This is a genomic window from Mycobacterium saskatchewanense, from assembly GCF_010729105.1.
Lineage (GTDB): Bacteria > Actinomycetota > Actinomycetes > Mycobacteriales > Mycobacteriaceae > Mycobacterium > Mycobacterium saskatchewanense.
Window position 1 is genome coordinate 1,273,222 of record NZ_AP022573.1, and the last position, 23,517, is coordinate 1,296,738.

Sequence of the window (23,517 nt, forward strand, 5' to 3'; positions counted from 1 at the left end):
TCGCGCGGGGTCATGGACCGTGACGAAAACGCCAACCGCCGCCGCGACCGCGTGTAACCCCCGTTGAGCACAAGCGGACCGGCGCCGCACCGCAGAGTGCGCGATGATGATCGCGGCTGCGGTTCGCGAACGCACGTCACTTCTTCAACGGAACGGACCGAAATGAAGCTTGCGACGTTCGATGTGCCCGCGGGGCGTCATGTGGGCATAGTCGAGGGCGACGAAATCATCGACCTGACGGCTGCGGATCCCTCGTTGGCAACCATGATCGATCTCTTCGAACGTGGGGCCGCCCAAGCGGCGTCGAGGAGCTCCGCGTCGGCGCCGCGCCTGCCGCGCTCGAGCGTGAAGCTCGCCGCACCGGTGCCCCGCCCGCCCAAGTTCTTGGCGATCGGCTACAACAATCCTCAACATCTCGAGGAGACGAATACGCCTCGGCCGACCCGGCAGGTCTGGTTCAACAAGCAGCAGAGCTGCATTGTCGGTCCGGGCGACGCCGTTTGGGTCCCCCGCATCGCTCCCGACGAGATCGATTACGAGGGCGAGCTGGCGGTGGTGATCGGCCGGCGGTGCAAGAACGTCCCGAACGACAAATCGGCGGTTCTGGACGTCGTGGCTGGTTTCACGATCGTCAACGACGTGAGTGTCCGCGACTGGCAAGCGCTCGAACCAGGGATGGTCGTGAGCAAGTCCTTCGACACCCACGGTCCGATCGGGCCCTGGATCGTGACTGCCGACGAAGTCGGCGATCCCCTGGACCTTGGTCTGCGCACTTACGTCAACGACGACCTCCGGCAGGACGGGCGCACCGGCGACATGATCTTCGACATCTACGAGCAGGTCTCCTACCTGTCCAGCGCTTTCACCCTTGAAGTCGGCGATGTCCTGTCGACCGGCACGCCCAGCGGCATCGCGTGGCGTCGGCCGGGCATGTACCTAAGACCGGGCGATGTCGTGCGAGTCGAGATCGACGGGATCGGGACCCTGGAGAACCCCGTCATCGCGGAGCCCGGTCACGGCGGCTGAATCCGGACACCAACATTCGAACGGGCGCCCGCATCACCGACAATGGGATGGTGACAGGCACGATCTTGACGGCCGAGCTGGTGATCTTCGACCTCGACGGCACGCTGACCGACTCGGCGGACGGAATCGTCGCCAGCTTCCGGCACGCGCTCGACCACGTCGGCGCCCCGGTGCCGGACGGCGACCTGGTGGCGCAGATCGTCGGCCCGCCCATGGACGACACCTTCCGGGACATGCTCGGCGCGGACGCCGCGGAGGCGATCGCGGCGTTCCGGGCCGAGTACGGCGCCCGCGGGTGGGCGATGAGCACACTGTTCGATGGCATCGCGCCACTGCTGGCCGACCTGCGGGCCGCCGGTGTCCGGCTGGCGGTGGCCACCTCCAAGCTGGAACCCACGGCGCGGCGCGTCCTTGCCCACTTCGGGCTGGACCAGCACTTCGAGGTGATCGCCGGCGCCAGCCCGGACGGCTCCCGCAAGACCAAGGTCGAGGTCCTCGCCCACGCGCTCGACCAGCTGCGGCCGCTGCCCGAGCGCGTGCTCATGGTCGGCGACCGCAGCCACGACGTCCACGGCGCGGCGGCCCACGGCATCGACACCGTGGTGGTGGGCTGGGGTTACGGACGGGACGACTTCGCCGAGGGGTTCGGCACCACCGGGGTGACGCACGCCGCGACGATCGACGAGCTGCGGGGGGCGCTGGGTGTCTGACCGAGAGCCGCTGCACGTCACCTTCGTCTGCACCGGGAACATCTGCCGTTCGGTGATGGCCGAGAAGATGTTCGCCGATCAGCTGCGCCGGCGCGGCCTGGGTGACGCGGTACGGGTGACCAGCGCGGGCACCGGCAACTGGCACGTCGGCAGCTGCGCCGACGAGCGGGCCGCCCGGGTGCTCGAGGCCCACGGCTATGCCGCCGACCATCGCGCCGCCCAGGTCGACGACGATCACCTCGCGGCCGACCTGGTGGTGGCCCTCGCGCGCAACCACCTTCGGATGTTGCAGCACTTGGGCGTCGAGCAGGACCGGGTCCGGATGCTGCGCTCGTTCGACCCGCGCGCGGGCGCCCATACCCCCGACGTCGACGATCCCTACTACGGCGACGACCGGGATTTCGAGCGGGCCTTCGCCGTCATCGAGGCCGCGCTGCCCGGCCTGCACGACTGGGTGGACACGCGGCTCGCGGAGAACGGATCGGGCTGATGCGCAGGCTCACTTTCCTGCTGCGGCCGGGCTGGATGGCGCTGGCACTGGTGGTGATCGCCTTCACCTACCTGTGCTTCATGGTGCTCGCGCCCTGGCAGCTGGGGAAGCACAACCGGACGTCGCGGGAGAACCAGCAGATCGAGTACTCGCTCAACACCGACCCCGTAGCGTTGAAAACGTTTTTACCGCAGCAGGATTCGTCAGCGCCCGGCGCCCAGTGGCGGCGCGTGACGGCGACCGGGCACTACCTGGCCGACGTGCAGGTGCTGGCTCGGCTGCGGGTGGTCAACTCCGACCCGGCGTTCGAAGTTCTGGCGCCGTTCGCCGTAGACGGCGGGCCCACCGTCCTGGTCGACCGTGGCTACGTGCGCCCGGAGCAAGGATCGCACGTCCCGGCCATCCCCCGCCCGCCCGCCGAACCGGTGACCATCACCGCGCGGCTGCGCGACTCCGAGCCCACCGCGCCGGGCAAGGATCCGTTCTTCGCGGACGGGGTGCAGCAGGTGTATTCGATCAACACCGCACAGGTCTCGGCGGTGACCAAGGTGCCGCTGACCGGGTCGTACCTGCAGCTGGTGGACGACCAGCCGGGCGGGCTCGGCGTGCTTGGAGTGCCGCACCTCGACGCCGGACCGTTCCTGTCGTACGGCATCCAGTGGATCTCGTTCGGCATCCTGGCACCCATTGGGCTGAGCTACTTCGCCTACTCCGAGATCAAGGCGCGCCGCAGGGAAAAGCAAGGGGCGTCCGCCCCGGCGCAGCCGGTGACGGTCGAGGACAAACTCGCCGACCGCTACGGGCGCCGGCGGTAAGACGCCAGCGCGGCGACCGACACCGCCCCCGCCTGCACCAGCCGGGACAACGCCACCGCACGGCGCAGGTCGGACACCGCGGGCTGCCGTCCGTCGCCCAGGGTGGGCCGGATCTCCAGCTCGTGGGGATACTGCGTGGGCCCGCCGAGCCGAACGCCCAATGCTCCGGCGAAGGCCGCCTCGACGACGCCGGCATTGGGGCTGGGGTGGCGGCCGGCGTCACGCCGCCAGGCCCGCAGCGCGCCCGCCGGTGACCCGCGGACCAACGGCGCGCAGAACACCACCAGCACCGCGGTCACCCGCGCGCCCACGTAGTTGGCCGCATCGTCGAGACGTGCCGCGGCCCAACCGAATCGCGCGTAGCGCGGCGAACGGTAGCCGATCATCGAGTCCAGCGTGTTGACGGCCCGGTAGCCCAGCACCCCAGGGACGCCACCCGCCGCGGCCCACAGCAGCGGCGCCACCTCGGCGTCGGACGTGTTCTCGGCGACGGACTCCAGCGCCGCGCGGGTCAGCCCCGCACGGTCCAGCGCCCACGGGTCGCGCCCGCACAGCGACGGCAGCAGCAGCCGCGCGGCGCCGACGTCGCCGCGCTCGATCAGCTCGGCCATCGCCTCGCCGGTGCGCGTTAGCGAGGTGCCGCCCAGCGACACCCAGGTGGCCAACGCGGTGGCCGCCGTCAGCCGGAAACGGCCGGCGGACCGCTGCGCGAGCGCGCCGAGCAGGGTCACGAAACCGATCAGCAGCGCGACGTGCGCGGCCCCGGCGAACCTGTCGTCGCGGTAGGTCAGCCGCTCCAGGGCTGCGGCCGCTCGCCCGAACGCGGCCACCGGGTGTCCCCGCCGCGGGTCGCCGAGGGTGACGTCGGCGGCGTATGCGACAAGCACGCCGAGGGTGCGGGGCTGCATCGCGAACACCCCGGCAGCGTCTCATACGCGGGGGCCTCGGGCCGTTAGACCGTTGGTTGGGATCTACCCCCTGCCCGCTTTCGGCCGGATCTGGCGTCCCGCCGCGCGAGTTCCGGGCAGGGATCGCCCGATATCCGTTTTACCTGCGGGACATGCGGTCTCGCGCCCGGAGAAAGCGGCGGATCGGCTGGGACTAGGGTTGGCGCCATGGCATTCCCAGCGCTCAACCATGTCGCGGTCACGGTGCGTGACCTCGAGCTCAGCGGGCCGTGGTACCGCGATCTCTTCGGCGCGGACCCGATGCTCGACGAGGTCACCGATGGCGGGTTCCGGCACTTGGTGTGGATGCTCGACGGCGGCACGATATTCGGCATTCACCAGCACGACCGCCCTGCCCCCGACGGGGATTTCAGCGAGTTCCGGGTCGGCCTCGACCACGTCGGCTTCGGCTGCGCCAACCGCGCCGAGCTGGAGAACTGGGTGGCCCGCCTCAACGACTTGGGCATCGACCACGGGGGCATCGTGGACGCGCCCTACGGCTCGGGGCTGAGCTTCCGCGACCCCGACGGCATCGCGCTGGAGTTCTTTGCCCTGCCGGGCTGACTCGGCGCCGGCGCATCAGCGGACGGTCGCGAAGAACGCGCGCACGTCGTCGACGAACAGCTCCGGCTGCTCGAAGGCGGCGAAATGCCCGCCGCGCGGCATCGTCGTCCAGCGCGTGATGTTGTAGACCGGCTCGCACCACGACCGCGGCGCACGCAGCACCTCGACGGGGAAAGACGCGACGCCCGTAGGTAATTCGACGCGGCCTTGCCCCCCGAACGTCCGGAAGCTCTCCCAGTACAAGCGGGCCGAGGAAGCGCCACTGCCGGTGACCCAATACACCATCACGTTGTCGAGAAGCTCGTCGCGGCTCAGCACGTTCTCCGGGTTGCCGTCGCAATCCATCCAGGCCCAGAACTTTTCGACGATCCAGGCCAGCTGACCGACGGGCGAGTCGACCAGCCCGTAGCCCAGGGTCTGTGGCCGCGTGGACTGCTGCTTGGAGTAGCCGGTCCCCCACTTGCGGTGATCGGCCATGGCGTGCAGGGCCTGCTGCTCCTCGGGGGTGGGATTCTTGAGGGCCTCGGGTGTCGGCTGGGCGATCGGCATGTTCAGGTGAATCGCCGCGCAGTGGCCGCCATTTCGGCCGACCTGGGTGGTGACGGCCGCACCCCAGTCGCCGCCCTGGGCGCCGTAGCGGTCGTAGCCGAGGCACAGCATCAGCGTCTCCCACGCCTCGGCGGTCTTCTCGACGCCCCACCCGGTGCGCGTGGGCTTGCCGGAGAACCCGTATCCGGGCAGCGACGGGCATACGACGTGGAAGGCGTCCTCGGCGCGCCCGGACGGCGGGTTGGTGAGCGGCTCGATCACCTTCTGGAACTCGACGACCGAGCCCGGCCAGCCATGGGTGATCACCAGCGGGAAGGCGCCGTCGTGCGACGAGCGCTGGTGGATGAAATGCAGGTCCAGGCCGTCGATTTCGGTGACGAACTGGTCGAACCGGTTGAGCGCGGCCTCGCGCGCCCGCCAGTCGTACGCGTTGGCCCAGTAGTCGGCGAGCGCCCTGGTGTAGGCGAGCGGGATGCCCTGGCTCCAGTCGTCCACGCATTCGGCGTCGGGCCACCGGGTGCGCACCAGGCGCGCCCGCAGGTCGTCGAGAACGTCGTCGGAGACATCGATGCGGAAAGGCTTCACGCGTCCATTCTGCCGCGCGGGCTTCGGCGTCAGTCGCTCCCTCCCCGGCCCGGTCGGCCGCACTTGGCGACGGGACAATTGTCCTATCAGGCTGCTACCGTGACAGGACAAAGGTCGCATTACAACGTCAGGAGTCAGCCGTGCAAATCTTCGTCACCGGCGGTACCGGCACCATCGGGTCCGCCGTCATCACCGAACTGCTTGACCACGGCCACACCGTTCTGGCGCTCGCCCGCTCGGAGGCGTCCGCGCAGGCCGTCGCGCAGGCCGGGGCCGAAGCGTTCCCGGGCGACCTGGCAGACCTCGACGCCCTGCGAGCCGGGGCCGCGCGGTCCGACGGCGTGATCCACCTGGCGTTCGGACGCGACTACAGCAGTGTGGAATCGCTCGCCCGGGCCGTCGCCGAGGAAAGTCGCGCCCTGCAGGTGATGGGAGGCGAACTCGTCGGCAGCGACCGCCCGATCGCCGCGGTCTCGGGCACACCGTGGGTGCCGGGGCGGCCCTCCACCGAGGCCGATCCGCCGGCGACGGACGGCCCGGTCGGCGGCCGCGGCCGGTCTGTGCTGGCGCTGCTGAACCTGGCCACGCGCGGGGTGCGCAGCATGGCGGTGCGCATGCCGCGCACCGTCCACAACGAGGGCAAGGGCGGTTTCGCGGGCCTGTTGACCGAAGCGGCCCGCCGTTCCGGGGTCGTGGGCTATCCGGGCGACGGCACGCAGCGCTGGCCGGCGGTGCACGCGCGCGACGCCGCGGCGTTGTTCCGGCTGGCCCTCGAATCGGCGCCGGCCGGGACGTCGTGGCATGCCGTCAGCGACGAGGGAGACGCGGTGCGCGACATCGCCAGCGTCATCGGGCGCAGGCTGGGCCTGCCGGTCGAGACCGTCCCGGAGGAAGCCTTCGGACCGTTCGGCGCGATCTTCGCGCTCGACCAGCCCGCCACCAGTGCGCACACCCGCAGCGTCCTCGGCTGGAAGCCCACTCACCCCAGCCTCCTCGAGGATCTGGAGAACATTCGGCCCTGATCACAACCGGACCCGTTGTGGCGCTTCAAATTCAGCGCTTTAGCGCCAGCGATCCGCGAGTGTGATGCGCGACAACGCGTGCCAAGAAGGGCGGTTCGAGGAGCCGCCGTGGCGGGTCGATGGGATTGGCGACGCGGCTGAGGCGCTCGGTCACGACGATGTCGCGCTCGGCGACCTCGAGGATATTGCGCCGGCTCCAGCGAACCGCGCGCTGCGACAGCGATCTGCGAGACCGGCCGGTGGTCCGATCGGAGGGCTGATTGACGGCCCAAACCGGCTTGATCAGGGTCGCGACGTCGGCATAGAAGGCTTGCGGGTCAACGGGATTGGCGCGACGGAGCTGGGTTCGTAACGCGTGTGCGTGCAGGGCGGCCATGGTCATGCCCCGGCCGTTGATGGGGTCCAGACAACACAGCGCGTCGCCGAGCACCAGCAGGCCCTGCGGGCAGCGGATGTGGTCGTAACGGCGCCAGACGCCACCGGGAGACCCGTATGTCGACACCGGAGTCAGCGGCCGTGCGGATCGAAGCGCCGGCCAGATGTGCGTCGGGACGAAATCCTCGGCGAACGCCAGCATGTCGGCAAGATCGGTTGGCAGGCCTGCGATGCCGGCACCGAGGACGACGGCGCGACCTGTCATGCGGCCTCCTTGCCGATGGGCGGCGTGCAGGCCGATGGGTGGACGGCTTTGCGGTCCCCGACCGAACGAACGCTACCACAATCTTAAGGACAATAAGATGAAGATAAGAGGACTTTAAATATCAGGGTCGTCCGGACCGTGCCGGCCGACGCGGCGGCCCAGTCCGCGCCGACGATTACGCACCCCTAGCATGCGTAACAGTCATGAGCATCTCCGACGCGTCGCTGACCGCGCTGCGGGTACTGCGCGCGGTGGCTGAGCGCGGCACCCTCGGTGCCGCGGCGGCATCGCTGGGCTACACCCAGTCGGCGGTGTCACGCCAGATCGCCTCGCTGGAACGCGCCGCGGGCACACCGCTGGTCGAGCGTCACCACAGCGGCGTGCGGTTGACCCCCGCGGGGCAGGTGGTGCTGCGCACCGCGTCCGCGGTCATCGATCGGATCGACGCCACCGCACGGGAGTTGAGCGGTCTGCCCGAGGAACGCGCCGTCGTGCGGCTGGGCTGGTTCGCCAGCGCCGGCGCGGCGCTGATCCCGCGGGCACTGGCCGCCCTGAGCCGCAGCCACCCGGGCATCACGGTGCTCTCCCGCGAGGGCAGCACCTCGGCGCTGGTGCGGGCGCTGCGCGCCGGCACCGTGGACCTCGCGGTCGTGGCGTCGAGCACACCCTTTCGAGCGTTGGACTGCGAGAGCCCGCCGCTACTGGTCGACACGCTTACCGAACGGTCACTGCGCATTGCGGTTCCCGCCGAACACGCACTGGCGCGTGGTGATTCGATCGATATAGCCGACCTGCACGGTCAGCGGTGGATCGGCGGGATCGGCAACGACCGGGTGTTCGGGGTGTGGCCGGGCCTGGACGAGCGGCCCGAGGTGGCGCACTTCGCGCGCGACTGGCTGGCCAAGCTGCAGATGGTGGCCGCGGGCTTGGGCATCACCACGCTGCCGGCGGCGTTGAGCGCAGCGGTGCCGGCCGGAGTGCGAGTGTTGCCCGTACGCGGCGGCCCGCAGGAGCGGCGCCGCATACAGTTGGCCCGGCTACCGCAACCGCCCACCGAGCCGATGGCCCGCCTGGCAGAGGCGCTGCGGGCGGCGGCCCTCGACACCGACGCCACCCTGACCTAGCCCGACCGTTAGCCCGACCGTCCACGCCAGACATTCCGTTCTCGCATACCCCGGTTGCGTTTCTCTCGCTATCTACATGGCGCTGGCGTCCCTAGCGTGGGGAGTCGACGAGCCTAACTCACTCGCCGACACCACGATCCGCGGGAAGGACCGCTCATGAGCAGGATCACCACACCATTCGGATTCGCCAGCACCGCCTTGGAAATCGCCGACGGCGTCGACTTGTCCGGCCGGCAGGCCATCGTCACCGGCACTTCCTCGGGCATCGGGGCCGAAACCGCACGCGCACTCGCCGCGGCCGGCGCCTGGGTCGTGCTGGCCGTGCGCGACGTCGGAACCGGGCGGCGCGCCGCCGTCGACATCGCCACGACCACCGGCAGCCAGCACGTCACAGTCGCACCGATGGACCTCACCGACCTGGACTCGGTGGCCGACTTCGTCGCCGATTGGTCTGAGCCACAGCATATCTCGGCCACCTCGCCGCTGCTGGACGGAATCGGGCGCCGCTACTGCGTCGGGGGCAACGCCGCCCGGTTGTGGAGCATCCCCGACGCCCTGGTCTCGCAGGTTTCCTCGACGCCGGCGGGGATGCGGTGATGAGCACATCATCTCGCGTGGCCCTGGTTACCGGCGCCACCCAGGGCCTGGGTTTCGCTCTGGCCCAAGGACTGGCCCAACGGATGAATCCCGGGGACACCGTCTACCTGACCGGCCGCAACTACGAGCGGATCGGCCACGCCATCGACTCACTCGGGTCGACCACCGCCCAGGTCCGCGGGGAAGTGCTCGACGTCGGCCACCCCGATGCGGCCGCCCAGTTGGCCACCGAACTACGGAGCCGTCACGGCGGTGTGGACTTCGTGGTCAACAACGCGGTCATGCGCGTCGGTCCGGACGACGACCCGGCGGCCGTCATCGACGAGTACTGCGAGGTCAACAACTTCGGCACTACGCGGTGCCTGCGCGCGTTCACGCCGCTGCTGCGCGCCCGCGGCCGCTTCCTGGTCGTCGCCAGCTCCTTGGGCACGCTGGAGTACCTCGCGCCCGTCCTATGGGACCACTTCGACGGGCTGAGCTCCCTCGACGACGTCGACGATCAGGTCGCCGCATGGCGTTACGCGGTCAAGGACGGCAGCGCCCGTGGCGGGCCGTGGCCCGGATTCGTCAACATCCCATCCAAAATTGGGCAGGTCGCCGCCGTGCGGGCGCTGGCCAGTCACCGGCGATCCAGCGACCTGGAGCGTGGTGTCCTACTGGCAGCGGTGTGCCCTGGGATGATGAACACCCCCACCTCCGCGGTGTGGTGGGATGTCACCGAGGCCCCCACCCCCGCGCAGGCCGCCGTGGCCGTCCTCGACCTGGTGTTCGACCCGGTCAAACCCGAGCAGTACGGGCAGCTGCTGCGCCAGGGGGAGGTGTTGGCGTGGAAGCCCCCACCGTGACCGCCGCGCAGCACTGCCTCGGTGAGGGGTGCCGATGTTGATGCCATCCGCCGTAATAGGTCTAGCCCCGAACCTCACCGGCACCTCACCGGCAGGTTGGGCCGCACGTCGGCTTGCTGGTGGGCGCGGACGGTATCGAACCGCCGACCGCTGGTGTGTAAAACCAGAGCTCTACCACTGAGCTACGCGCCCCGCCGCCCCGGGCAGGCTACACGCCCCACCCCGGGCCCCCAAAACCGTCAGCCCCTCAGCGCCGCCAGCGCGTCGGTCCACATCCGCTGGTCGCGCGACTCGCCGGGCTCCTTCATCTCGGCGAACCGAATGATCCCGGACCGATCGACGACGAAGGTGCCGCGGTTGGAGTACCCGGCGGCCTCGTTGAAAACCCCGTAGGCCCGACTGACCTCGCCGTGCGGCCAGAAGTCGGACAGCACCGGGAACGTGAAGCCGCTCTCCAGCGCCCAGATCTTGTGCGTGGGCGGGGGGCCGACCGAGATGGCCAGCGCCGCGCTGTCGTCGTTCTCGAAAACGGGCAGGTGGTCCCGCAACTGATCCAGCTCGCCCTGGCAGATCCCGGTGAACGCCAGCGGGAAGAACACCAGCAGCACGTTCTTGGCGCCGCGATACGAGCTCAGGGTGACCCGCTGCTGGTTCTGGTCGCGCAGGGTGAAGTCGGGGGCGGCCGTGCCGACGGCCAGCATCAACGCTTCCCGGTTCTGGACTTCGGCTGCACCAATCGGCTGGCGCTCCAGTCGCCCAGGTTGACCGACGAGGTCGGCATCAGGCCGGCGGTGGGGGCCGCTTCGGCGATGTCGGAGGGCAGCACGTGGCCGGGCTTGCCGGTCTTGGGCGTCAGCACCCAGATCACGCCATCCTCGGCCAGCGGGCTGATGGCGTCCATCAGGGTGTCGACCAAGTCGCCGTCCCCGTCGCGCCACCACAACAGCACCACGTCGATGACCTCGTCGCTGTCCTCGTCGAGCAGGTCACCGCCGCACGCCTCCTCCACCGCAGCGCGGATGTCGTCGTCGGTGTCGTCGTCCCAGCCCCACTCTTGGACCACTTGGTCTCGTTGGATGCCCAGTTTGCGGGCGTAGCTCGGGTCGTGATCCGCCGCGACCACCGTGGAGCCTCCTTAAACCTTCCGCGCACTGTGCGATGGGGAATATCGTCGCATAGCCGCAACCCGGTCGACACCCGTGCCTCAGAACGAAGCCAGGCACAGTTTCAGGGCCTTCGTCTTGGTGTCGTTGAGTCGATCGACGCGCCGGTTGAACTCCCCCGTCGACGCGTGGGTGCCGATGGCGTTGGCCACCCCGTGGGCCGCGTCGACGTAGGCGTTGAACGCGTCCTTCAACTGCTGCGACAGCGCATCGTTGAAGCTGTTGGAAACCGTTGAGGCGCTGTTGTTCAGCGCATCGATGGCCGGGCCTTCGGTGGGGCCGGTGTTGCGTCCCCCGTTGTAGGCCCCGACGAACGCGTTCACCTTGTCGATCGCGTCCTTGCTCGTCGTGGCCAGCGAGTCACAGGACGCACGCACCGCCCTGGTGGTCAGCGACTGCTGGCGCTGGGATTCCCGGATGCTGGACGTCGCGGACGAGGCGGACACCGAGGCCGACACCGACTGGCGGTAGGCCGGCGCCACCTTGGTATCGGGCGTGGCCGTGCCGTTGGTGACGGTGGTACAGCCGACGATGCCGATCAGCGCCACCGCGACGCAGCCGAGCGCCAGCGCAACCCGCTTCGGGGAATTCCCGGCAAGGACGGCACGCCACCCGATGAGCACGGCTTGACGTTACCGGGTGGGGTTGGCGCAGTCCCAGCACACGCCGGGTTGGTGTCCGCAAGGTGAACCGGCTCTCCCGTCGCGACCGCGGGTACCCGCCCAGGACTCAGGTGCGGCACGATAGGGGGACAGACGCACCGCCGACTACAGGAGTAGTTCGTTGACAACCGAATTCGCGCGCCACGACCTTGCCAGAAACCCCAGCAGCGCAAGCGAACCCGACCGCGTTCGGGTGATCCGCGAAGGCGTGGCGTCCTACCTGCCCGACATCGATCCCGAGGAGACGTCGGAGTGGCTGGAATCGTTCGACGAACTGCTGGAGCGCTCGGGCCCCGCCCGCGCGCGCTACCTGATGCTGCGCCTGCTGGAGCGGGCCGGTGAACAGCGCGTCGCCATCCCGTCGCTGACGTCGACCGACTACGTCAACACCATTCCGACCGAACTCGAGCCGTGGTTTCCCGGCGACGAGGACGTCGAGCGGCGATTCCGGGCATGGATCCGGTGGAACGCGGCCATCATGGTGCACCGGGCCCAGCGCCCGGGAGTCGGCGTGGGCGGCCACATTTCGACCTATGCCTCCTCCGCGGCGCTCTACGAGGTCGGCTTCAACCACTTCTTCCGCGGCAAGGCACACCCGGGCGGCGGGGACCAGGTGTTCATCCAGGGCCACGCGTCCCCCGGGATTTATGCCCGCGCCTTCCTCGAAGGAAGGCTGACCGCGGACCGGCTCGACGGATTCCGTCAGGAGCAAAGCCATCCCGGCGGCGGGCTCCCGTCCTACCCGCACCCGCGGCTGATGCCCGACTTCTGGGAATTCCCGACGGTGTCGATGGGCCTGGGCCCGATGAACGCCATCTATCAGGCGCGGTTCAACCACTACCTGCACGACCGCGGCATCAAGGACACCTCTGACCAGCACGTGTGGTGTTTCCTCGGCGACGGAGAGATGGACGAGCCGGAAAGCCGCGGGCTCGCGCACGTCGGCGCGCTCGAGGGCCTGGACAACCTGACGTTCGTGATCAACTGCAACCTGCAGCGCCTGGACGGGCCGGTGCGCGGTAACGGCAAGATCATCCAGGAGCTGGAGTCGAACTTCCGGGGGGCGGGCTGGAACGTCATCAAGGTGGTGTGGGGTCGCGAGTGGGATGCCCTGCTGCACGCCGACCGCGACGGCGCCCTGGTGAACCTGATGAACACCACCCCCGACGGCGACTACCAGACATACAAGGCCAACGACGGCGCCTACGTGCGCGACCACTTCTTCGGCCGCGACCCGCGCACCAAGGCGCTGGTGGCCGACATGTCGGACGCCGAGATCTGGAACCTCAAGCGCGGCGGCCATGACTACCGCAAGGTGTACGCCGCCTACCGGGCCGCCCTCGACCACAAGGGCCAGCCGACGGTGATCCTGGCCAAGACCATCAAGGGCTACTCGCTGGGCGCACACTTCCAGGGTCGCAACGCCACACACCAGATGAAAAAGCTTGCGCTGGAAGACCTTAAGCACTTCCGGGATTCGATGCGGATCCCGATCAGCGACGCCCAGCTGGACGAGGACCCCTACCTGCCGCCGTACTACCACCCCGGCCCGGACGCCCCGGAGATCCGCTACCTGCTCGACCGCCGTCGCACGCTGGGCGGCTTCGTGCCGGAGCGCCGCACCAAGGCCAGGGCGCTCAAGCTGCCCGACTCCAAGACCTACTCCGCCCTGAAGAAGGGATCGGGACACCAGGAGGTCGCCACCACCATGGCGACCGTCCGCACCTTCAAGGAGGTCATGCGGGACAAGGAGGTTGGCCGGCGCATCGTGCCGATCATCCCCGACGAGGCCCGCACCTTCGGCATGGACTCGTGGTTCCCGTCGCTGAAGATCTACAACCGCCTGGGCCAGCTTTACACCGCGGTGGACGCCGACCTGATGCTGGCCTACAAGGAAAGCGAAGTCGGGCAGATCCTGCACGAGGGCATCAACGAGGCGGGGTCGGTGGGGTCGTTCATCGCGGCCGGTACGTCGTATGCGACGCACGACGAGCCGATGATCCCGATCTACATCTTCTATTCGATGTTCGGGTTCCAGCGCACCGGCGACGACCTGTGGGCCGCCGGCGACCAGATGACCCGCGGCTTCCTGCTGGGGGCCACGGCCGGGCGCACCACGCTGACGGGTGAGGGCCTGCAGCACGCCGACGGCCACTCGTTGCTCCTGGCCGCCACGAACCCGGCGGTGGTGTCCTACGACCCGGCGTTCGCCTACGAGATCGCCTACATCGTCGAGAGCGGGCTGGCCCGCATGTTCGGCGAGAACCCCGAGAACGTGTACTTCTACATCACGGTCTACAACGAGCCGTACCCGCAGCCACCGGAGCCGGAAAACTTCGACCCCGACGGCCTGCTGCGGGGCCTCTACCGCTACCGGGCCGCGACCGAGCAGCGCAACAGCAAGGCCCAGATCCTGGCGTCCGGGGTGGCCATGCCCGCGGCGCTGAAGGCGGCCGACCTGCTGGCCGCCGAGTGGGACGTGGCCGCCGACGTGTGGTCGGTGACCAGTTGGGGCGAGCTGAACCGCGACGGCCTGGCCGTGGAGAGGGAGAAGCTGCGCCACCCCGACCGGCAGGCCGGCACGCCGTACGTCACGCAGGCGCTGGCGAAGACGGCCGGGCCGGTCGTCGCCGTGTCGGACTGGATGCGCGCCGTCCCGGAGCAGATCCGGCCCTGGGTGCCGGGCACCTACGTCACGCTGGGCACCGACGGGTTCGGGTTCTCCGACACCCGACCCGCGGCGCGGCGGTTCTTCAACACCGACGCCGAATCGCAGGTGGTCGCGGTGCTGGAGGCGCTGGCGCGCGACGGCGAGATCGACCCGTCGGTGCCGACGGCCGCGGCCCGCCAGTACCGGATCGACGACGTGCAGGCCGCCTCGGGGCAGTCATCCGACGCCGGGACCGCGACATAGGCCGATGGGGCCTCAGCCCACTCCGCGAGCGCCCGGCCAGCCGGGCATACGGCGACGAGCGCCCGGCCAGCCGGGCCTACGCGGTGGCGAGCGCCCGGCCAGCCGCCCTCAGCTCGCTGCGAGTGCCCGGCCAGCCGCCCTCAGCCCGCTGCGAGCGCCCGGCCAGCCGGGCATACGGCGACGAGCGCCCGGCCAGCCGGGCGTTCGACACCGCCACGACCCCGCAGTGCTTTAGCGGGAACTTCCAAAAAGGGGCGTAGGTTTTAGGGGTGAATGACAACCCGTTCGCCGGCCCGTTCGCAAAGCAGCCGCGGTCGCCGCTCGAACTGCTGGACACGGTGCCGGAGTCGGTGCTGCGCCGGCTGAAGCAGTATTCCGGGCGGCTGGCGACGGAGGCCGTGTCGGCGCTGCAGGACCGCCTGCCCTTCTTCGCCGACCTGGAAGCCTCCCAGCGGGCCAGCGTCGCGTTGGTGGTGCAGACGTCGATCAACAACTTCGTCGAGTGGATGCAGGACCCACACAGCAACGTCAGCTACACCGCGCAGGCCTTCGAATTGGTGCCCCAAGACCTGGCCCGCCGGATCGCGCTGCGGCACAGCGTGGACATGGTGCGCGTGACGATGGAGTTCTTCGAGGAGGTGCTGCCGTTGGTGGCCCGCTCCGAGGAGCAGTTGAGCGCCCTGACCGTGGGCGTCCTGAAGTACAGCCGCGACCTGGCGTTCACGGCCGCCTCCGCCTACGCGGACGCCGCGGAGGCGCGCGGCACGTGGGACAGCCGGATGGAGGCCAGCGTGGTCGACGCGGTGGTACGCGGCGACACCGGCCCCGAGCTGCTGTCGCGGGCGGCCGCGCTGAACTGGGACACCACGGCCCCGGCGACGGTGGTGGTCGGCATCCCGGCGCCCGACCGCGACGACTCGAACGGTCAGGGCGGGAACCTGCGCGCCAGCCAGCAGGTCCGCGACATCGCCGCCCGCCACGGCCGCGCCGCGCTCACTGACGTGCACGGCACCTGGCTGGTGGCGATCGTGTCCGGCCAGCTGTCGCCCACCGAGAAGTTCCTCGGCGATCTGTTGCAGGCGTTCTCCGACGGGCCCGTGGTCATCGGGCCCACCGCGCCCATGTTGACCGCGGCGTACCACAGTGCCAGCGAGGCGATTTCGGGGATGAACGCGGTCGCCGGCTGGCGCGGCGCGCCGCGGCCCGTGCTGGCGCGGGAACTCCTGCCGGAACGCGCGCTGATGGGCGACGCGTCCGCGATCGTGGCGTTGCATACCGACGTGATGGGGCCGCTCGGCGAAGCCGGCCCCACGCTCGTCGAGACCCTTGACGCTTTCTTAGATTCTGGCGGCGCCATTGAGGCTTGTGCCAGGAAGTTGTTCGTTCATCCAAATACGGTGCGGTACCGCCTCAAGCGGATCACCGACTTCACCGGCCGCGATCCCACCGATCCGCGCGATGCATACGTGCTGCGTGTGGCGTCGACTGTAGGTCAACTCAATTACCCGAAGACCCCCACAGGTGTTGGTAACAGTGCGATAACGGCGGTTCCGCTGCCGGTCAACGGGGCCACGCTGGGCAAGTCGGCGAGGCAGTGAGCCACGCCACAGGTCGCGGCACGGTATCAAACATGTAGCTTACGGAGCTATTTTGTAGGTAGTACACAAAAACCTAAGACGAGGTTCATAATCTGTTACACCCGCCAAAACCGTTTCCACAGTGTTCTCTTAGACACGTGATCGCATTACTCGCGCCCGGACAGGGCTCGCAAACCGAGGGAATGCTGGCGCCGTGGCTCGACCTGCCGGGCGCCGCGGACCAGCTCGCCCTGTGGTCGAAGGCCAGCGGCCTCGACCTGGCGCGGCTGGGCACTACCGCCTCGACCGAGGAGATCACCGACACGGCGGTCACCCAGCCGCTCGTCGTCGCCGCCACGCTGCTGGCTCACCAGGAGATGACCAAGCGCGAGTTGTTGACCGGCAGGGACCTGATCGTGGCCGGCCACTCGGTCGGCGAGATCGCCGCCTACGCGATCGCCGGGGTCATGGCCGCCGACGACGCCGTCGCGCTGGCCGCCACCCGCGGCGCCGAGATGGCCAAAGCCTGCGCCGTCGAGCCGACCGGCATGTCGGCGGTCCTCGGCGGTGACGAGGCCGAGGTGCTGAGCCGCCTCGAGCAACTCGACCTGTTCCCCGCCAACCGCAACGCCGCCGGGCAGATCGTCGCGGCCGGCCCGCTGACCGCCCTGGCCAAGCTGGCCGAGGACCCGCCGGCCAAGGCCCGGGTGCGGGCCCTCGGCGTGGCCGGCGCCTTCCACACCAAGTACATGGCCCCGGCGCTCGACCGGTACGCCGCCGCGGCGGCCGCCATCGCGACCGCCGAGCCCACCGCCACACTGCTGTCCAACCGCGACGGCAAGCCGGTCGCCTCTGCGGCGCAGGCGATGGAAACGCTTGTCGCTCAACTGATCCAGCCCGTGCGCTGGGACCTGTGCACCGCAACGATGCGGGAGCACGAAGTCACGGCGATCGTCGAGTTCCCCCCCGCGGGGACTCTCACCGGCATCGCCAAGCGTGAACTTCGGGGAGTTGCGGCCCACGCCGTCAAGTCGCCCGCAGACCTGGACGCGTTGGCGGAAATCTGACGCCGACCGCGGCCAGTACAACCACAAATTCATCACATCTGTTCGATTGATACACAACACATTACGAAGGGAAGACGCTGTGCCCGTCAGTCAGGAAGAAATCATCGCCGGTATCGCCGAGATCATCGAAGAGGTGACCGGTATCGAGCCCTCCGAGGTCACCCCGGAGAAGTCGTTCGTCGACGACCTGGACATCGACTCGCTGTCGATGGTCGAGATCGCCGTGCAGACCGAGGACAAGTACGGCGTGAAGATCCCCGACGAGGACCTCGCCGGCCTGCGCACCGTCGGTGACGTCGTCGCCTACATCCAGAAGCTCGAGGAAGAGAACCCCGAGGCGGCCCAGGCCCTGCGCGCCAAGCTGGAGACCGAAAACCCCGAGGCGGTTGCCAACGTCCAGGCAAGGCTCGAAGCGGAGAGCAAGTGACCAAGCCTTCCACTGCTAATGGCGGTTACCCCAGCGTTGTGGTAACCGCCGTCACGGCGACGACATCCATCGCGCCGGACATCGAGAGCACGTGGAAGGGCTTGTTGGCCGGCGAAAGCGGCATCCACGTCCTCGAAGACGACTTCATCACCAAGTGGGACCTGCCCGTCAAGATCGGTGGACACCTCAAGGAGCCCGTCGACAATCACATGGGCAGGCTCGACATGCGACGGATGTCGTACGTCCAGCGGATGAGCAAACTGCTGAGCGGTCAGTTATGGGAGACCGCGGGTGCCCCCGAGGTTGACCCCGACCGGTTCACGGTCGTGGTCGGCACCGGCCTCGGTGGCGCGGAGCGGATCGTGGAGAGCTATGACCTGATGAACGAGGGCGGCCCCCGCAAGGTGTCGCCGCTCGCCGTTCAGATGATCATGCCCAACGGCGCCGCGGCGACCGTCGGGCTGCAGCTGGGGGCTCGCGCCGGGGTCATGACCCCGGTGTCGGCCTGCTCCTCGGGCTCCGAGGCGATTGCCCACGCGTGGCGCCAGATCGTCATGGGTGACGCCGACGTCGCCGTCTGCGGCGGGGTCGAGGGGCCGATCGAGGCGCTGCCCATCGCGGCGTTCTCCATGATGCGGGCCATGTCGACCCGCAACGACGAGCCGGAGCGCGCGTCGCGGCCGTTCGACAGGGACCGCGACGGCTTCGTGTTCGGCGAGGCCGGGGCCCTGATGCTCATCGAGACCGAGGAGCACGCCAAGGCTCGCGGCGCCAAGCCGCTGGCCCGGCTGCTGGGTGCCGGCATCACGTCGGACGCCTTCCACATGGTGGCCCCGGCCGCCGATGGTGTGCGCGCCGGTCGGGCGATGACGCGCGCGCTGGAGCTGGCGGGCCTGTCGGCCAAGGACGTCGACCACATCAACGCGCACGGGACGGCTACGCCGATCGGGGACAGCGCGGAGGCCAATGCCATCCGCGTCGCCGGCTGCGAGCGGGCGGCCGTGTATGCGCCGAAGTCGGCGCTCGGCCACTCCATCGGTGCGGTCGGCGCGCTGGAATCGGTTCTCACGGTGCTGACCCTCCGCGACGGCATCATCCCGCCGACGCTGAACTACGAGACGCCGGATCCCGAAATCGACCTGGACGTCGTCGCCGGCGAACCCCGCTATGGCGATTTCCGTTATGCGATCAACAACTCGTTCGGGTTCGGCGGGCACAACGTGGCGCTCGCCTTCGGGCGCTACTGACTGATGGTGGTGACCCGCTCCACCCGGCCCAGCCGGGCGCACGGTCACCACTGAGCTGGATGGGTGGTGACCCGCTTCACCGGTCACCACTGAGCACGAAAGGAACGTTCGCAAGACCCATGACAGAGCTGGTTACCGGGAAATCGCTCCCGAACGTAGTCGTCACCGGCATTGCCATGACCACTGCGGTGGCGACCGATGTCGAGAACACCTGGAAGTTGTTGCTCGACGGCCAAAGCGGGATCCGTGTCCTCGACGATCCGTTCGTCGAGGAGTTCGACCTGCCGGTTCGCATCGGTGGGCACCTGCTGGAGGAATTCGACAGCCAGCTGACGCGCATCGAGCTGCGCCGGACGGGCTACCTGCAGCGGATGTCCACCGTGCTGAGCCGCCGGGTGTGGGAGAACGCCGGCTCGCCGGAGGTCGACAGCACCCGATTGCTGGTGTCCATCGGTACCGGACTGGGGTCGTCGGAAGAGATGGTCTTCAGCTATGACGACATGCGCACCCGCGGGATGAAGGCGGTCTCGCCGCTCGGCGTGCAGAAGTACATGCCCAACGGCGCCGCCGCCGCGGTGGGGCTGGAGCGGCAGGCCAAGGCCGGCGTCATCACCCCGGTCTCGGCGTGCGCGTCGGGGTCGGAGGGTATCGCCCAGGCGTGGCGCAACATCGTCTTCGGCGAGGCCGACATCGCCATCTGCGGTGGCGTGGAGACCAAGATCGAGGCGGTGCCGATCGCCGCGTTCGCCCAGATGCGCATCGTGATGTCGACCAAGAACGACGACCCCGAGGGCGCGTGCCGCCCGTTCGACAAGGATCGCACCGGCTTCGTGTTCGGCGAGGCCGGCGCGTTGATGGTGATCGAGACCGAAGAGCACGCCAAGGCCCGCGGCGCCAACATCCTGGCCCGGATCATGGGCGCCGGCATCACGTCCGACGGCTACCACATGGTGGCCCCGGACCCCAACGGCGAACGCGCCGGCGACGCGATGAGCCGCGCCATCCAGCTGGCGGGGCTCACGCCGGGCGACATCGACCACGTCAACGCCCACGCCACCGGCACCTCGGTGGGTGACCTGGCCGAGAGCAAGGCCATCAACAACGCCCTGGGCGCGCACGGTGGCAACGCGGCCGTGTACGCCCCCAAGGCGGCGTTGGGCCACTCGGTCGGTGCGGTCGGTGCGGTCGAGTCGATCCTGACCGTGCTGGCGCTGCGCGACCAGGTGGTGCCCCCGACGCTGAACCTGGTCAACCTCGACCCGGAGATCGACCTGGACGTGGTGGCGGGCAAGCCGCGACCGGGCAACTACCAGTACGCGATCAACAACTCGTTCGGATTCGGCGGGCACAACGTCGCACTCGCCTTTGGACGGTACTGAACCAACTCTCACCCAGCTGCCCATAGCACTGCTACCCCGAGCAACATCGGAAGAGGAGACCCGCGATGACGACCATGGCCCCCGAGTCGGTAGGCGAATCGCTAGACCCCCGCGACCCGCTGTTGCGCTTGAGCAACTTCTTTGACGACGGCAGCGTCGAGCTGATGCACGAGCGGGACCGCTCCGGGGTGCTGGCGGCCGCGGGGACCGTCAACGGTGTGCGGACGATCGCGTTCTGCACCGACGGGACCGTGATGGGCGGCGCCATGGGCATCGAGGGCTGCACGCACATCGTCAACGCTTACGACACCGCCATCGAGGAGCAGAGCCCGATCGTGGGCATCTGGCACTCCGGTGGTGCCCGGCTGGCCGAGGGCGTCAAGGCGCTGCACGCGGTGGGCTTGGTGTTCGAGGCCATGATCCGGGCCTCCGGCTACATCCCGCAGGTCTCGGTGGTCGTAGGTTTCGCCGCAGGCGGCGCCGCCTACGGGCCGGCGCTGACCGACGTCATCGTCATGGCGCCGGAGAGCCGCGTGTTCGTCACCGGGCCCGACGTGGTGCGCAGCGTGACCGGCGAGGACGTGGACATGTGCTCGCTCGGCGGCCCCGACACCCACCACAAGAAGTCGGGGGTGTGCCACATCGTCGCCGACGACGAGCTCGACGCCTACGAGCGCGGTCGCCGGCTGGTCGGGTTGTTCTGCCAGCAAGGGCATTTCGACCGCAGCAAGGCCGAGGCCGGTGACACCGACATCCACGCGCTGCTGCCGGAATCGGCGCGACGGGCCTACGACGTGCACCCGATCGTGACCGCGATCCTGGACTCGGATGATGACGGCACGCCCTCCTTTGACGAGTTCCAGGCCAATTGGGCGCCGTCGATGGTGGTCGGGCTCGGCCGGCTGTCCGGCCGTACCGTTGGCGTGCTCGCCAACAACCCGCTGCGGCTGGGCGGCTGCCTGAATTCCGAAAGCGCCGAGAAGGCGGCACGTTTCGTGCGGTTGTGCGACGCGTTCGGAATTCCGCTGATCGTGGTCGTCGATGTGCCCGGCTACCTGCCCGGCGTCGACCAGGAGTGGGGCGGCGTGGTGCGCCGCGGCGCCAAACTGCTGCATGCCTTCGGCGAGGCCACCGTTCCGCGGGTCACGCTGGTGACCCGAAAGACCTACGGCGGGGCCTACATTGCGATGAACTCGCGTTCGCTGAACGCCACCAAGGTGTTCGCCTGGCCGGACGCGGAGGTCGCGGTGATGGGCGCGAAGGCCGCGGTCGGCATCCTGCACAAGCGCAAGCTGGCCGCGGCTCCCGAGCACGAGCGCGAGGCGCTGCACGACCAGCTGGCCGCCGAGCACGAACGGATCGCCGGCGGGGTGGACAGCGCCATCGAGATCGGCGTCGTCGACGAGAAGATCGACCCGTCGCACACCCGCAGCAAGCTCACCGAGGCGCTGGCCCAGGCGCCGGCGCGCCGCGGTCGCCACAAGAACATCCCGCTGTAATCGCCGGCGCCTCTTCCACGGGCGTAACGCCAGGGCGCTGAATCGCGCTGAAAATCGCCACAGCGTTACGCTCGCGGAAGCTCAGCGGCGACAGAGGATCGTCGAAACCGCCCGGCGCAGCTCTGCGTCCGGGTCGGCCGGGAACTCGTCGCAACGCCAGCCCACGAAATCGTCGGGCCGGACCAGCAGCGCTCCCCCCGGCGCGAGCCCGGCAATCGCATCGCCGACGCAGTGCACGGCCAGCGGGGTCCCAAGCGCCGCCGACCTCACGACGGGCCCCCACCGGTCGTCACCGGTCAGCACGGTGAATCCAGACCCGACCAGGTCCAGCGTCGAAACCCCTTGGCCCACCCAGGCGTGCGGCACGCGGGTCCCGGGCTGGCCGCGCAGCTCCCCCACGAGTTGCACGGCGTCCGGGTCGGCGGGGGGCTCGAAGCCGACCACGGCCGTGGAGCAATACCGGTAGCCGATCAGCAGCTCGAACATCGAGCACTCCTCGTCGGCCGGCAGCGACGGGCGGTCGCCGCTCGCCGGCAGCACCGCCAGCGACGGGCCGGTCAGCGACTGACGGGCGGCGAACCGGCCGACCGGGTGGCGCTCGGCGTGGTAGGTGTCCAGCAGCGCGGGCCCGGCGGACGCGTCCAGCACGGCCGCCAGCTTCCACGCCAGGTTGTGGGCGCTCTGGATCGCGGTGTTGGCTCCCCCGGCCTTGAAAGGCGGCATGGTGTGCGCCGAGTCGCCGACGAGAAATGCTCGCCCGCAACGGAACTCGTCGGCGACCTGCTCGTAGGGCTGCCAAGCCGCCACTTCGATGACGTCGATGTCGATCGGTTCGCCGACGGCCCGGGTGAGCACCTCGCGGCACCGCTGCGGGGTGAACTGGTCCGCCGTCTCGCCCTTGCCCGGGAAGTACACGGTGATGAACATCCCCAGCTTCCCGTCGACCACCAGGAAGATGCCGTCCACGTCGGCGTTCTTGACTTGGACGGCATCGCCGTCGGCGAGGCGCGAGACGAATTTCGTCCACGGCGCCCGGAAATAGATGAACACGACGTAGATCGGCAGTGCGCCGTAGCCGGAGGTGTTGATGCCCAACCGATTCCGGACGGGGCTGTGCACGCCGTCGGCGGCGACCAGGTAGTCGGCGTGGACCGTCTCGGATCGCCCCGAATCCCGGTCCCGCACGACCGCGGTGACGCCCGAGTCTTCCTGCTCGAGGCCGACGAGTTCGGCGCCGTAGCGCACCTCGCTGCCGAGCCGGCGCGTTTCGGCGAGCAGGATCGGCTCGAGCCTGCTCTGCGGGCAGTACTGGGCCGCGGGCTCGGGGCTCAGCCCGTCGAGCCCCGCGAAGAGGGCGTTGACATCGATGGCCAGTTCCTCGGACGGGCTGTTCAGCGCCGGCTTGAGCGTCATGGTCGAGACCCGCTCGGCCACCGCGTGCACCGCGTCGCTCAGGCCCAGGCCGCGCAGGATCTCGAGGCTGCGGAAGCTCAGGTTGCGGGCCTTCGGATAGAGAAACGCTTCCCGGCGCCTCTCGACCAGCAGCGAACGAACGTCGCGCTGGGCGAGCAGCGCGGACGTGGCCAGGCCGCCGACGCCGGCCCCGACGATGAGCACGGGCACCCTCATGGCTCTTTCCGGCATAGCGATAGATACTACTTTTTGGCA

General features: G+C 69.3%; 23 protein-coding genes and 1 tRNA gene. 16 read left to right on the forward strand and 8 right to left on the reverse strand.

The annotated features are described in order from the left end of the window. Positions 1 to 162 precede the first annotated feature (162 nt). From G6N56_RS05890 to G6N56_RS05905, 4 genes are read left to right on the forward strand one after another with little or no spacing between them, the layout of a single operon-like run. Entirely contained in the window at positions 163 to 1,026 is an 864-nt protein-coding gene (locus G6N56_RS05890; RefSeq protein ID WP_085255646.1) for a fumarylacetoacetate hydrolase family protein, read from the forward strand. Positions 1,027 to 1,073: 47 nt separating this feature from the next. After that, a complete protein-coding gene (locus tag G6N56_RS05895) occupies positions 1,074 to 1,736 on the forward strand; it encodes an HAD-IA family hydrolase (RefSeq protein WP_180150489.1) in 663 nt (220 codons plus the stop codon). Next, positions 1,729 to 2,226 carry a low molecular weight protein-tyrosine-phosphatase gene (locus G6N56_RS05900; RefSeq protein ID WP_085255645.1) on the forward strand — a complete coding sequence of 166 codons (498 nt, stop codon included), beginning with the start codon at positions 1,729 to 1,731 and terminating at the stop codon, positions 2,224 to 2,226. Before G6N56_RS05895 ends, G6N56_RS05900 begins: the two co-directional genes overlap by 8 nt. Continuing rightward, a complete protein-coding gene (locus G6N56_RS05905; protein WP_085255644.1) occupies positions 2,226 to 3,041 on the forward strand; it encodes an SURF1 family cytochrome oxidase biogenesis protein in 816 nt (271 codons plus the stop codon). Before G6N56_RS05900 ends, G6N56_RS05905 begins: the two co-directional genes overlap by 1 nt. Here the strand turns inward: G6N56_RS05905 and G6N56_RS05910 are convergent. Continuing rightward, positions 3,023 to 3,949, reverse strand: coding sequence for a cobalamin biosynthesis protein (locus G6N56_RS05910; protein WP_169717523.1), 927 nt, complete (start codon positions 3,947 to 3,949; stop codon positions 3,023 to 3,025). The two genes, G6N56_RS05905 and G6N56_RS05910, sit on opposite strands and share 19 nt — an antisense overlap. A 207-nt stretch (positions 3,950 to 4,156) precedes the next feature. Between G6N56_RS05910 and G6N56_RS05915 the strand changes: the two genes are divergently transcribed. After that, positions 4,157 to 4,552: a VOC family protein gene (locus tag G6N56_RS05915; protein ID WP_085255642.1), complete on the forward strand. Its 396-nt coding sequence runs from the start codon at positions 4,157 to 4,159 to the stop codon at positions 4,550 to 4,552. Positions 4,553 to 4,567: 15 nt separating this feature from the next. Here G6N56_RS05915 and G6N56_RS05920 read toward each other — a convergent pair whose 3' ends face one another. Then, positions 4,568 to 5,686: an epoxide hydrolase family protein gene (locus G6N56_RS05920; RefSeq protein ID WP_085255641.1), complete on the reverse strand. Its 1,119-nt coding sequence runs from the start codon at positions 5,684 to 5,686 to the stop codon at positions 4,568 to 4,570. 140 nt (positions 5,687 to 5,826) lie between these two features. Between G6N56_RS05920 and G6N56_RS05925 the strand changes: the two genes are divergently transcribed. Next, positions 5,827 to 6,708: an SDR family oxidoreductase gene (locus G6N56_RS05925; protein ID WP_085255640.1), complete on the forward strand. Its 882-nt coding sequence runs from the start codon at positions 5,827 to 5,829 to the stop codon at positions 6,706 to 6,708. A gap of 31 nt (positions 6,709 to 6,739) precedes the next feature. On the opposite strand, the gene G6N56_RS05930 is transcribed toward G6N56_RS05925, so the two are convergent. Then, the gene (locus G6N56_RS05930) at positions 6,740 to 7,348 is read right to left on the reverse strand and encodes an FAD-dependent monooxygenase family protein (protein WP_085255639.1); all 609 of its coding nucleotides are present in this window, start codon (positions 7,346 to 7,348) and stop codon (positions 6,740 to 6,742) included. A 203-nt stretch (positions 7,349 to 7,551) separates the two neighbouring features. Between G6N56_RS05930 and G6N56_RS05935 the strand changes: the two genes are divergently transcribed. The 3 genes from G6N56_RS05935 (at position 7,552) to G6N56_RS05945 (ending at position 9,914) form a co-directional block, all read left to right on the forward strand. Next, positions 7,552 to 8,472, forward strand: coding sequence for a LysR family transcriptional regulator (locus G6N56_RS05935; protein WP_085255638.1), 921 nt, complete (start codon positions 7,552 to 7,554; stop codon positions 8,470 to 8,472). A 156-nt stretch (positions 8,473 to 8,628) separates the two neighbouring features. Beyond that, positions 8,629 to 9,069, forward strand: coding sequence for an SDR family NAD(P)-dependent oxidoreductase (locus G6N56_RS05940; RefSeq protein WP_085255637.1), 441 nt, complete (start codon positions 8,629 to 8,631; stop codon positions 9,067 to 9,069). Next, a complete protein-coding gene (locus G6N56_RS05945) occupies positions 9,069 to 9,914 on the forward strand; it encodes an SDR family NAD(P)-dependent oxidoreductase (protein WP_085255636.1) in 846 nt (281 codons plus the stop codon). Before G6N56_RS05940 ends, G6N56_RS05945 begins: the two co-directional genes overlap by 1 nt. Before the next feature lie 117 nt (positions 9,915 to 10,031). Here the strand turns inward: G6N56_RS05945 and G6N56_RS05950 are convergent. From G6N56_RS05950 to G6N56_RS05965, 4 genes are all read right to left on the reverse strand, one after another. After that, positions 10,032 to 10,106, reverse strand: a tRNA-Val gene (locus G6N56_RS05950). Positions 10,107 to 10,153: 47 nt separating this feature from the next. After that, positions 10,154 to 10,615, reverse strand: a complete 462-nt coding sequence (locus G6N56_RS05955; protein ID WP_085255635.1) for a peroxiredoxin — start codon at positions 10,613 to 10,615, stop codon at positions 10,154 to 10,156. Continuing rightward, positions 10,615 to 11,037, reverse strand: a complete 423-nt coding sequence (locus G6N56_RS05960; protein ID WP_085255634.1) for a DUF3052 domain-containing protein — start codon at positions 11,035 to 11,037, stop codon at positions 10,615 to 10,617. The genes G6N56_RS05955 and G6N56_RS05960 overlap by 1 nt, the downstream gene beginning before the upstream one ends. An 81-nt stretch (positions 11,038 to 11,118) precedes the next feature. Next, complete coding sequence (locus tag G6N56_RS05965) at positions 11,119 to 11,700, reverse strand: Rv2240c family protein (protein WP_085255633.1); 582 nt, start codon at positions 11,698 to 11,700, stop codon at positions 11,119 to 11,121. Between the two features lie 160 nt (positions 11,701 to 11,860). Between G6N56_RS05965 and aceE the strand changes: the two genes are divergently transcribed. From aceE to G6N56_RS06000, 7 genes are all read left to right on the forward strand, one after another. Continuing rightward, positions 11,861 to 14,653: a pyruvate dehydrogenase (acetyl-transferring), homodimeric type gene (aceE, locus tag G6N56_RS05970; protein ID WP_085255632.1), complete on the forward strand. Its 2,793-nt coding sequence runs from the start codon at positions 11,861 to 11,863 to the stop codon at positions 14,651 to 14,653. Positions 14,654 to 14,922: 269 nt separating this feature from the next. Continuing rightward, the gene (locus G6N56_RS05975) at positions 14,923 to 16,251 is read left to right on the forward strand and encodes a PucR family transcriptional regulator (protein ID WP_085255631.1); all 1,329 of its coding nucleotides are present in this window, start codon (positions 14,923 to 14,925) and stop codon (positions 16,249 to 16,251) included. Between the two features lie 137 nt (positions 16,252 to 16,388). Continuing rightward, positions 16,389 to 17,297, forward strand: a complete 909-nt coding sequence (locus G6N56_RS05980) for an ACP S-malonyltransferase (protein ID WP_085255630.1) — start codon at positions 16,389 to 16,391, stop codon at positions 17,295 to 17,297. 79 nt (positions 17,298 to 17,376) lie between these two features. Further along, the gene (gene acpM, locus G6N56_RS05985) at positions 17,377 to 17,724 is read left to right on the forward strand and encodes a meromycolate extension acyl carrier protein AcpM (protein WP_085255629.1); all 348 of its coding nucleotides are present in this window, start codon (positions 17,377 to 17,379) and stop codon (positions 17,722 to 17,724) included. Next, positions 17,721 to 18,971, forward strand: coding sequence for a 3-oxoacyl-ACP synthase KasA (gene kasA / locus G6N56_RS05990; protein ID WP_085255628.1), 1,251 nt, complete (start codon positions 17,721 to 17,723; stop codon positions 18,969 to 18,971). The genes acpM and kasA overlap by 4 nt, the downstream gene beginning before the upstream one ends. Positions 18,972 to 19,090: 119 nt before the next feature. Further along, entirely contained in the window at positions 19,091 to 20,350 is a 1,260-nt protein-coding gene (gene kasB, locus G6N56_RS05995; protein WP_180150492.1) for a 3-oxoacyl-ACP synthase KasB, read from the forward strand. A gap of 65 nt (positions 20,351 to 20,415) precedes the next feature. Further along, positions 20,416 to 21,849 carry an acyl-CoA carboxylase subunit beta gene (locus G6N56_RS06000; RefSeq protein WP_085254605.1) on the forward strand — a complete coding sequence of 478 codons (1,434 nt, stop codon included), beginning with the start codon at positions 20,416 to 20,418 and terminating at the stop codon, positions 21,847 to 21,849. 81 nt (positions 21,850 to 21,930) lie between these two features. Here the strand turns inward: G6N56_RS06000 and G6N56_RS06005 are convergent, their stop codons facing one another. Then, positions 21,931 to 23,493: an FAD-dependent monooxygenase gene (locus G6N56_RS06005; RefSeq protein WP_085254604.1), complete on the reverse strand. Its 1,563-nt coding sequence runs from the start codon at positions 23,491 to 23,493 to the stop codon at positions 21,931 to 21,933. Positions 23,494 to 23,517: the final 24 nt, after the last annotated feature.

Bases quoted from the DNA above. Each gene is read 5' to 3' on its own strand.
- G6N56_RS05890 (WP_085255646.1), top strand. From the start codon at position 163: ATGAAGCTTGCGACGTTCGATGTGCCCGCGGGGCGTCATGTGGGCATA.
- G6N56_RS05895 (WP_180150489.1), top strand. From the start codon at position 1,074: ATGGTGACAGGCACGATCTTGACGGCCGAGCTGGTGATCTTCGACCTC.
- G6N56_RS05905 (WP_085255644.1), top strand. From the start codon at position 2,226: ATGCGCAGGCTCACTTTCCTGCTGCGGCCGGGCTGGATGGCGCTGGCA.
- G6N56_RS05910 (WP_169717523.1), bottom strand. From the start codon at position 3,949: ATGCAGCCCCGCACCCTCGGCGTGCTTGTCGCATACGCCGCCGACGTC.
- G6N56_RS05915 (WP_085255642.1), top strand. From the start codon at position 4,157: ATGGCATTCCCAGCGCTCAACCATGTCGCGGTCACGGTGCGTGACCTC.
- G6N56_RS05930 (WP_085255639.1), bottom strand. From the start codon at position 7,348: ATGACAGGTCGCGCCGTCGTCCTCGGTGCCGGCATCGCAGGCCTGCCA.
- G6N56_RS05935 (WP_085255638.1), top strand. From the start codon at position 7,552: ATGAGCATCTCCGACGCGTCGCTGACCGCGCTGCGGGTACTGCGCGCG.
- G6N56_RS05940 (WP_085255637.1), top strand. From the start codon at position 8,629: ATGAGCAGGATCACCACACCATTCGGATTCGCCAGCACCGCCTTGGAA.
- G6N56_RS05945 (WP_085255636.1), top strand. From the start codon at position 9,069: ATGAGCACATCATCTCGCGTGGCCCTGGTTACCGGCGCCACCCAGGGC.
- G6N56_RS05955 (WP_085255635.1), bottom strand. From the start codon at position 10,615: ATGCTGGCCGTCGGCACGGCCGCCCCCGACTTCACCCTGCGCGACCAG.
- kasB (WP_180150492.1), top strand. From the start codon at position 19,091: ATGACAGAGCTGGTTACCGGGAAATCGCTCCCGAACGTAGTCGTCACC.
- G6N56_RS06000 (WP_085254605.1), top strand. From the start codon at position 20,416: ATGACGACCATGGCCCCCGAGTCGGTAGGCGAATCGCTAGACCCCCGC.
- G6N56_RS06005 (WP_085254604.1), bottom strand. From the start codon at position 23,493: ATGCCGGAAAGAGCCATGAGGGTGCCCGTGCTCATCGTCGGGGCCGGC.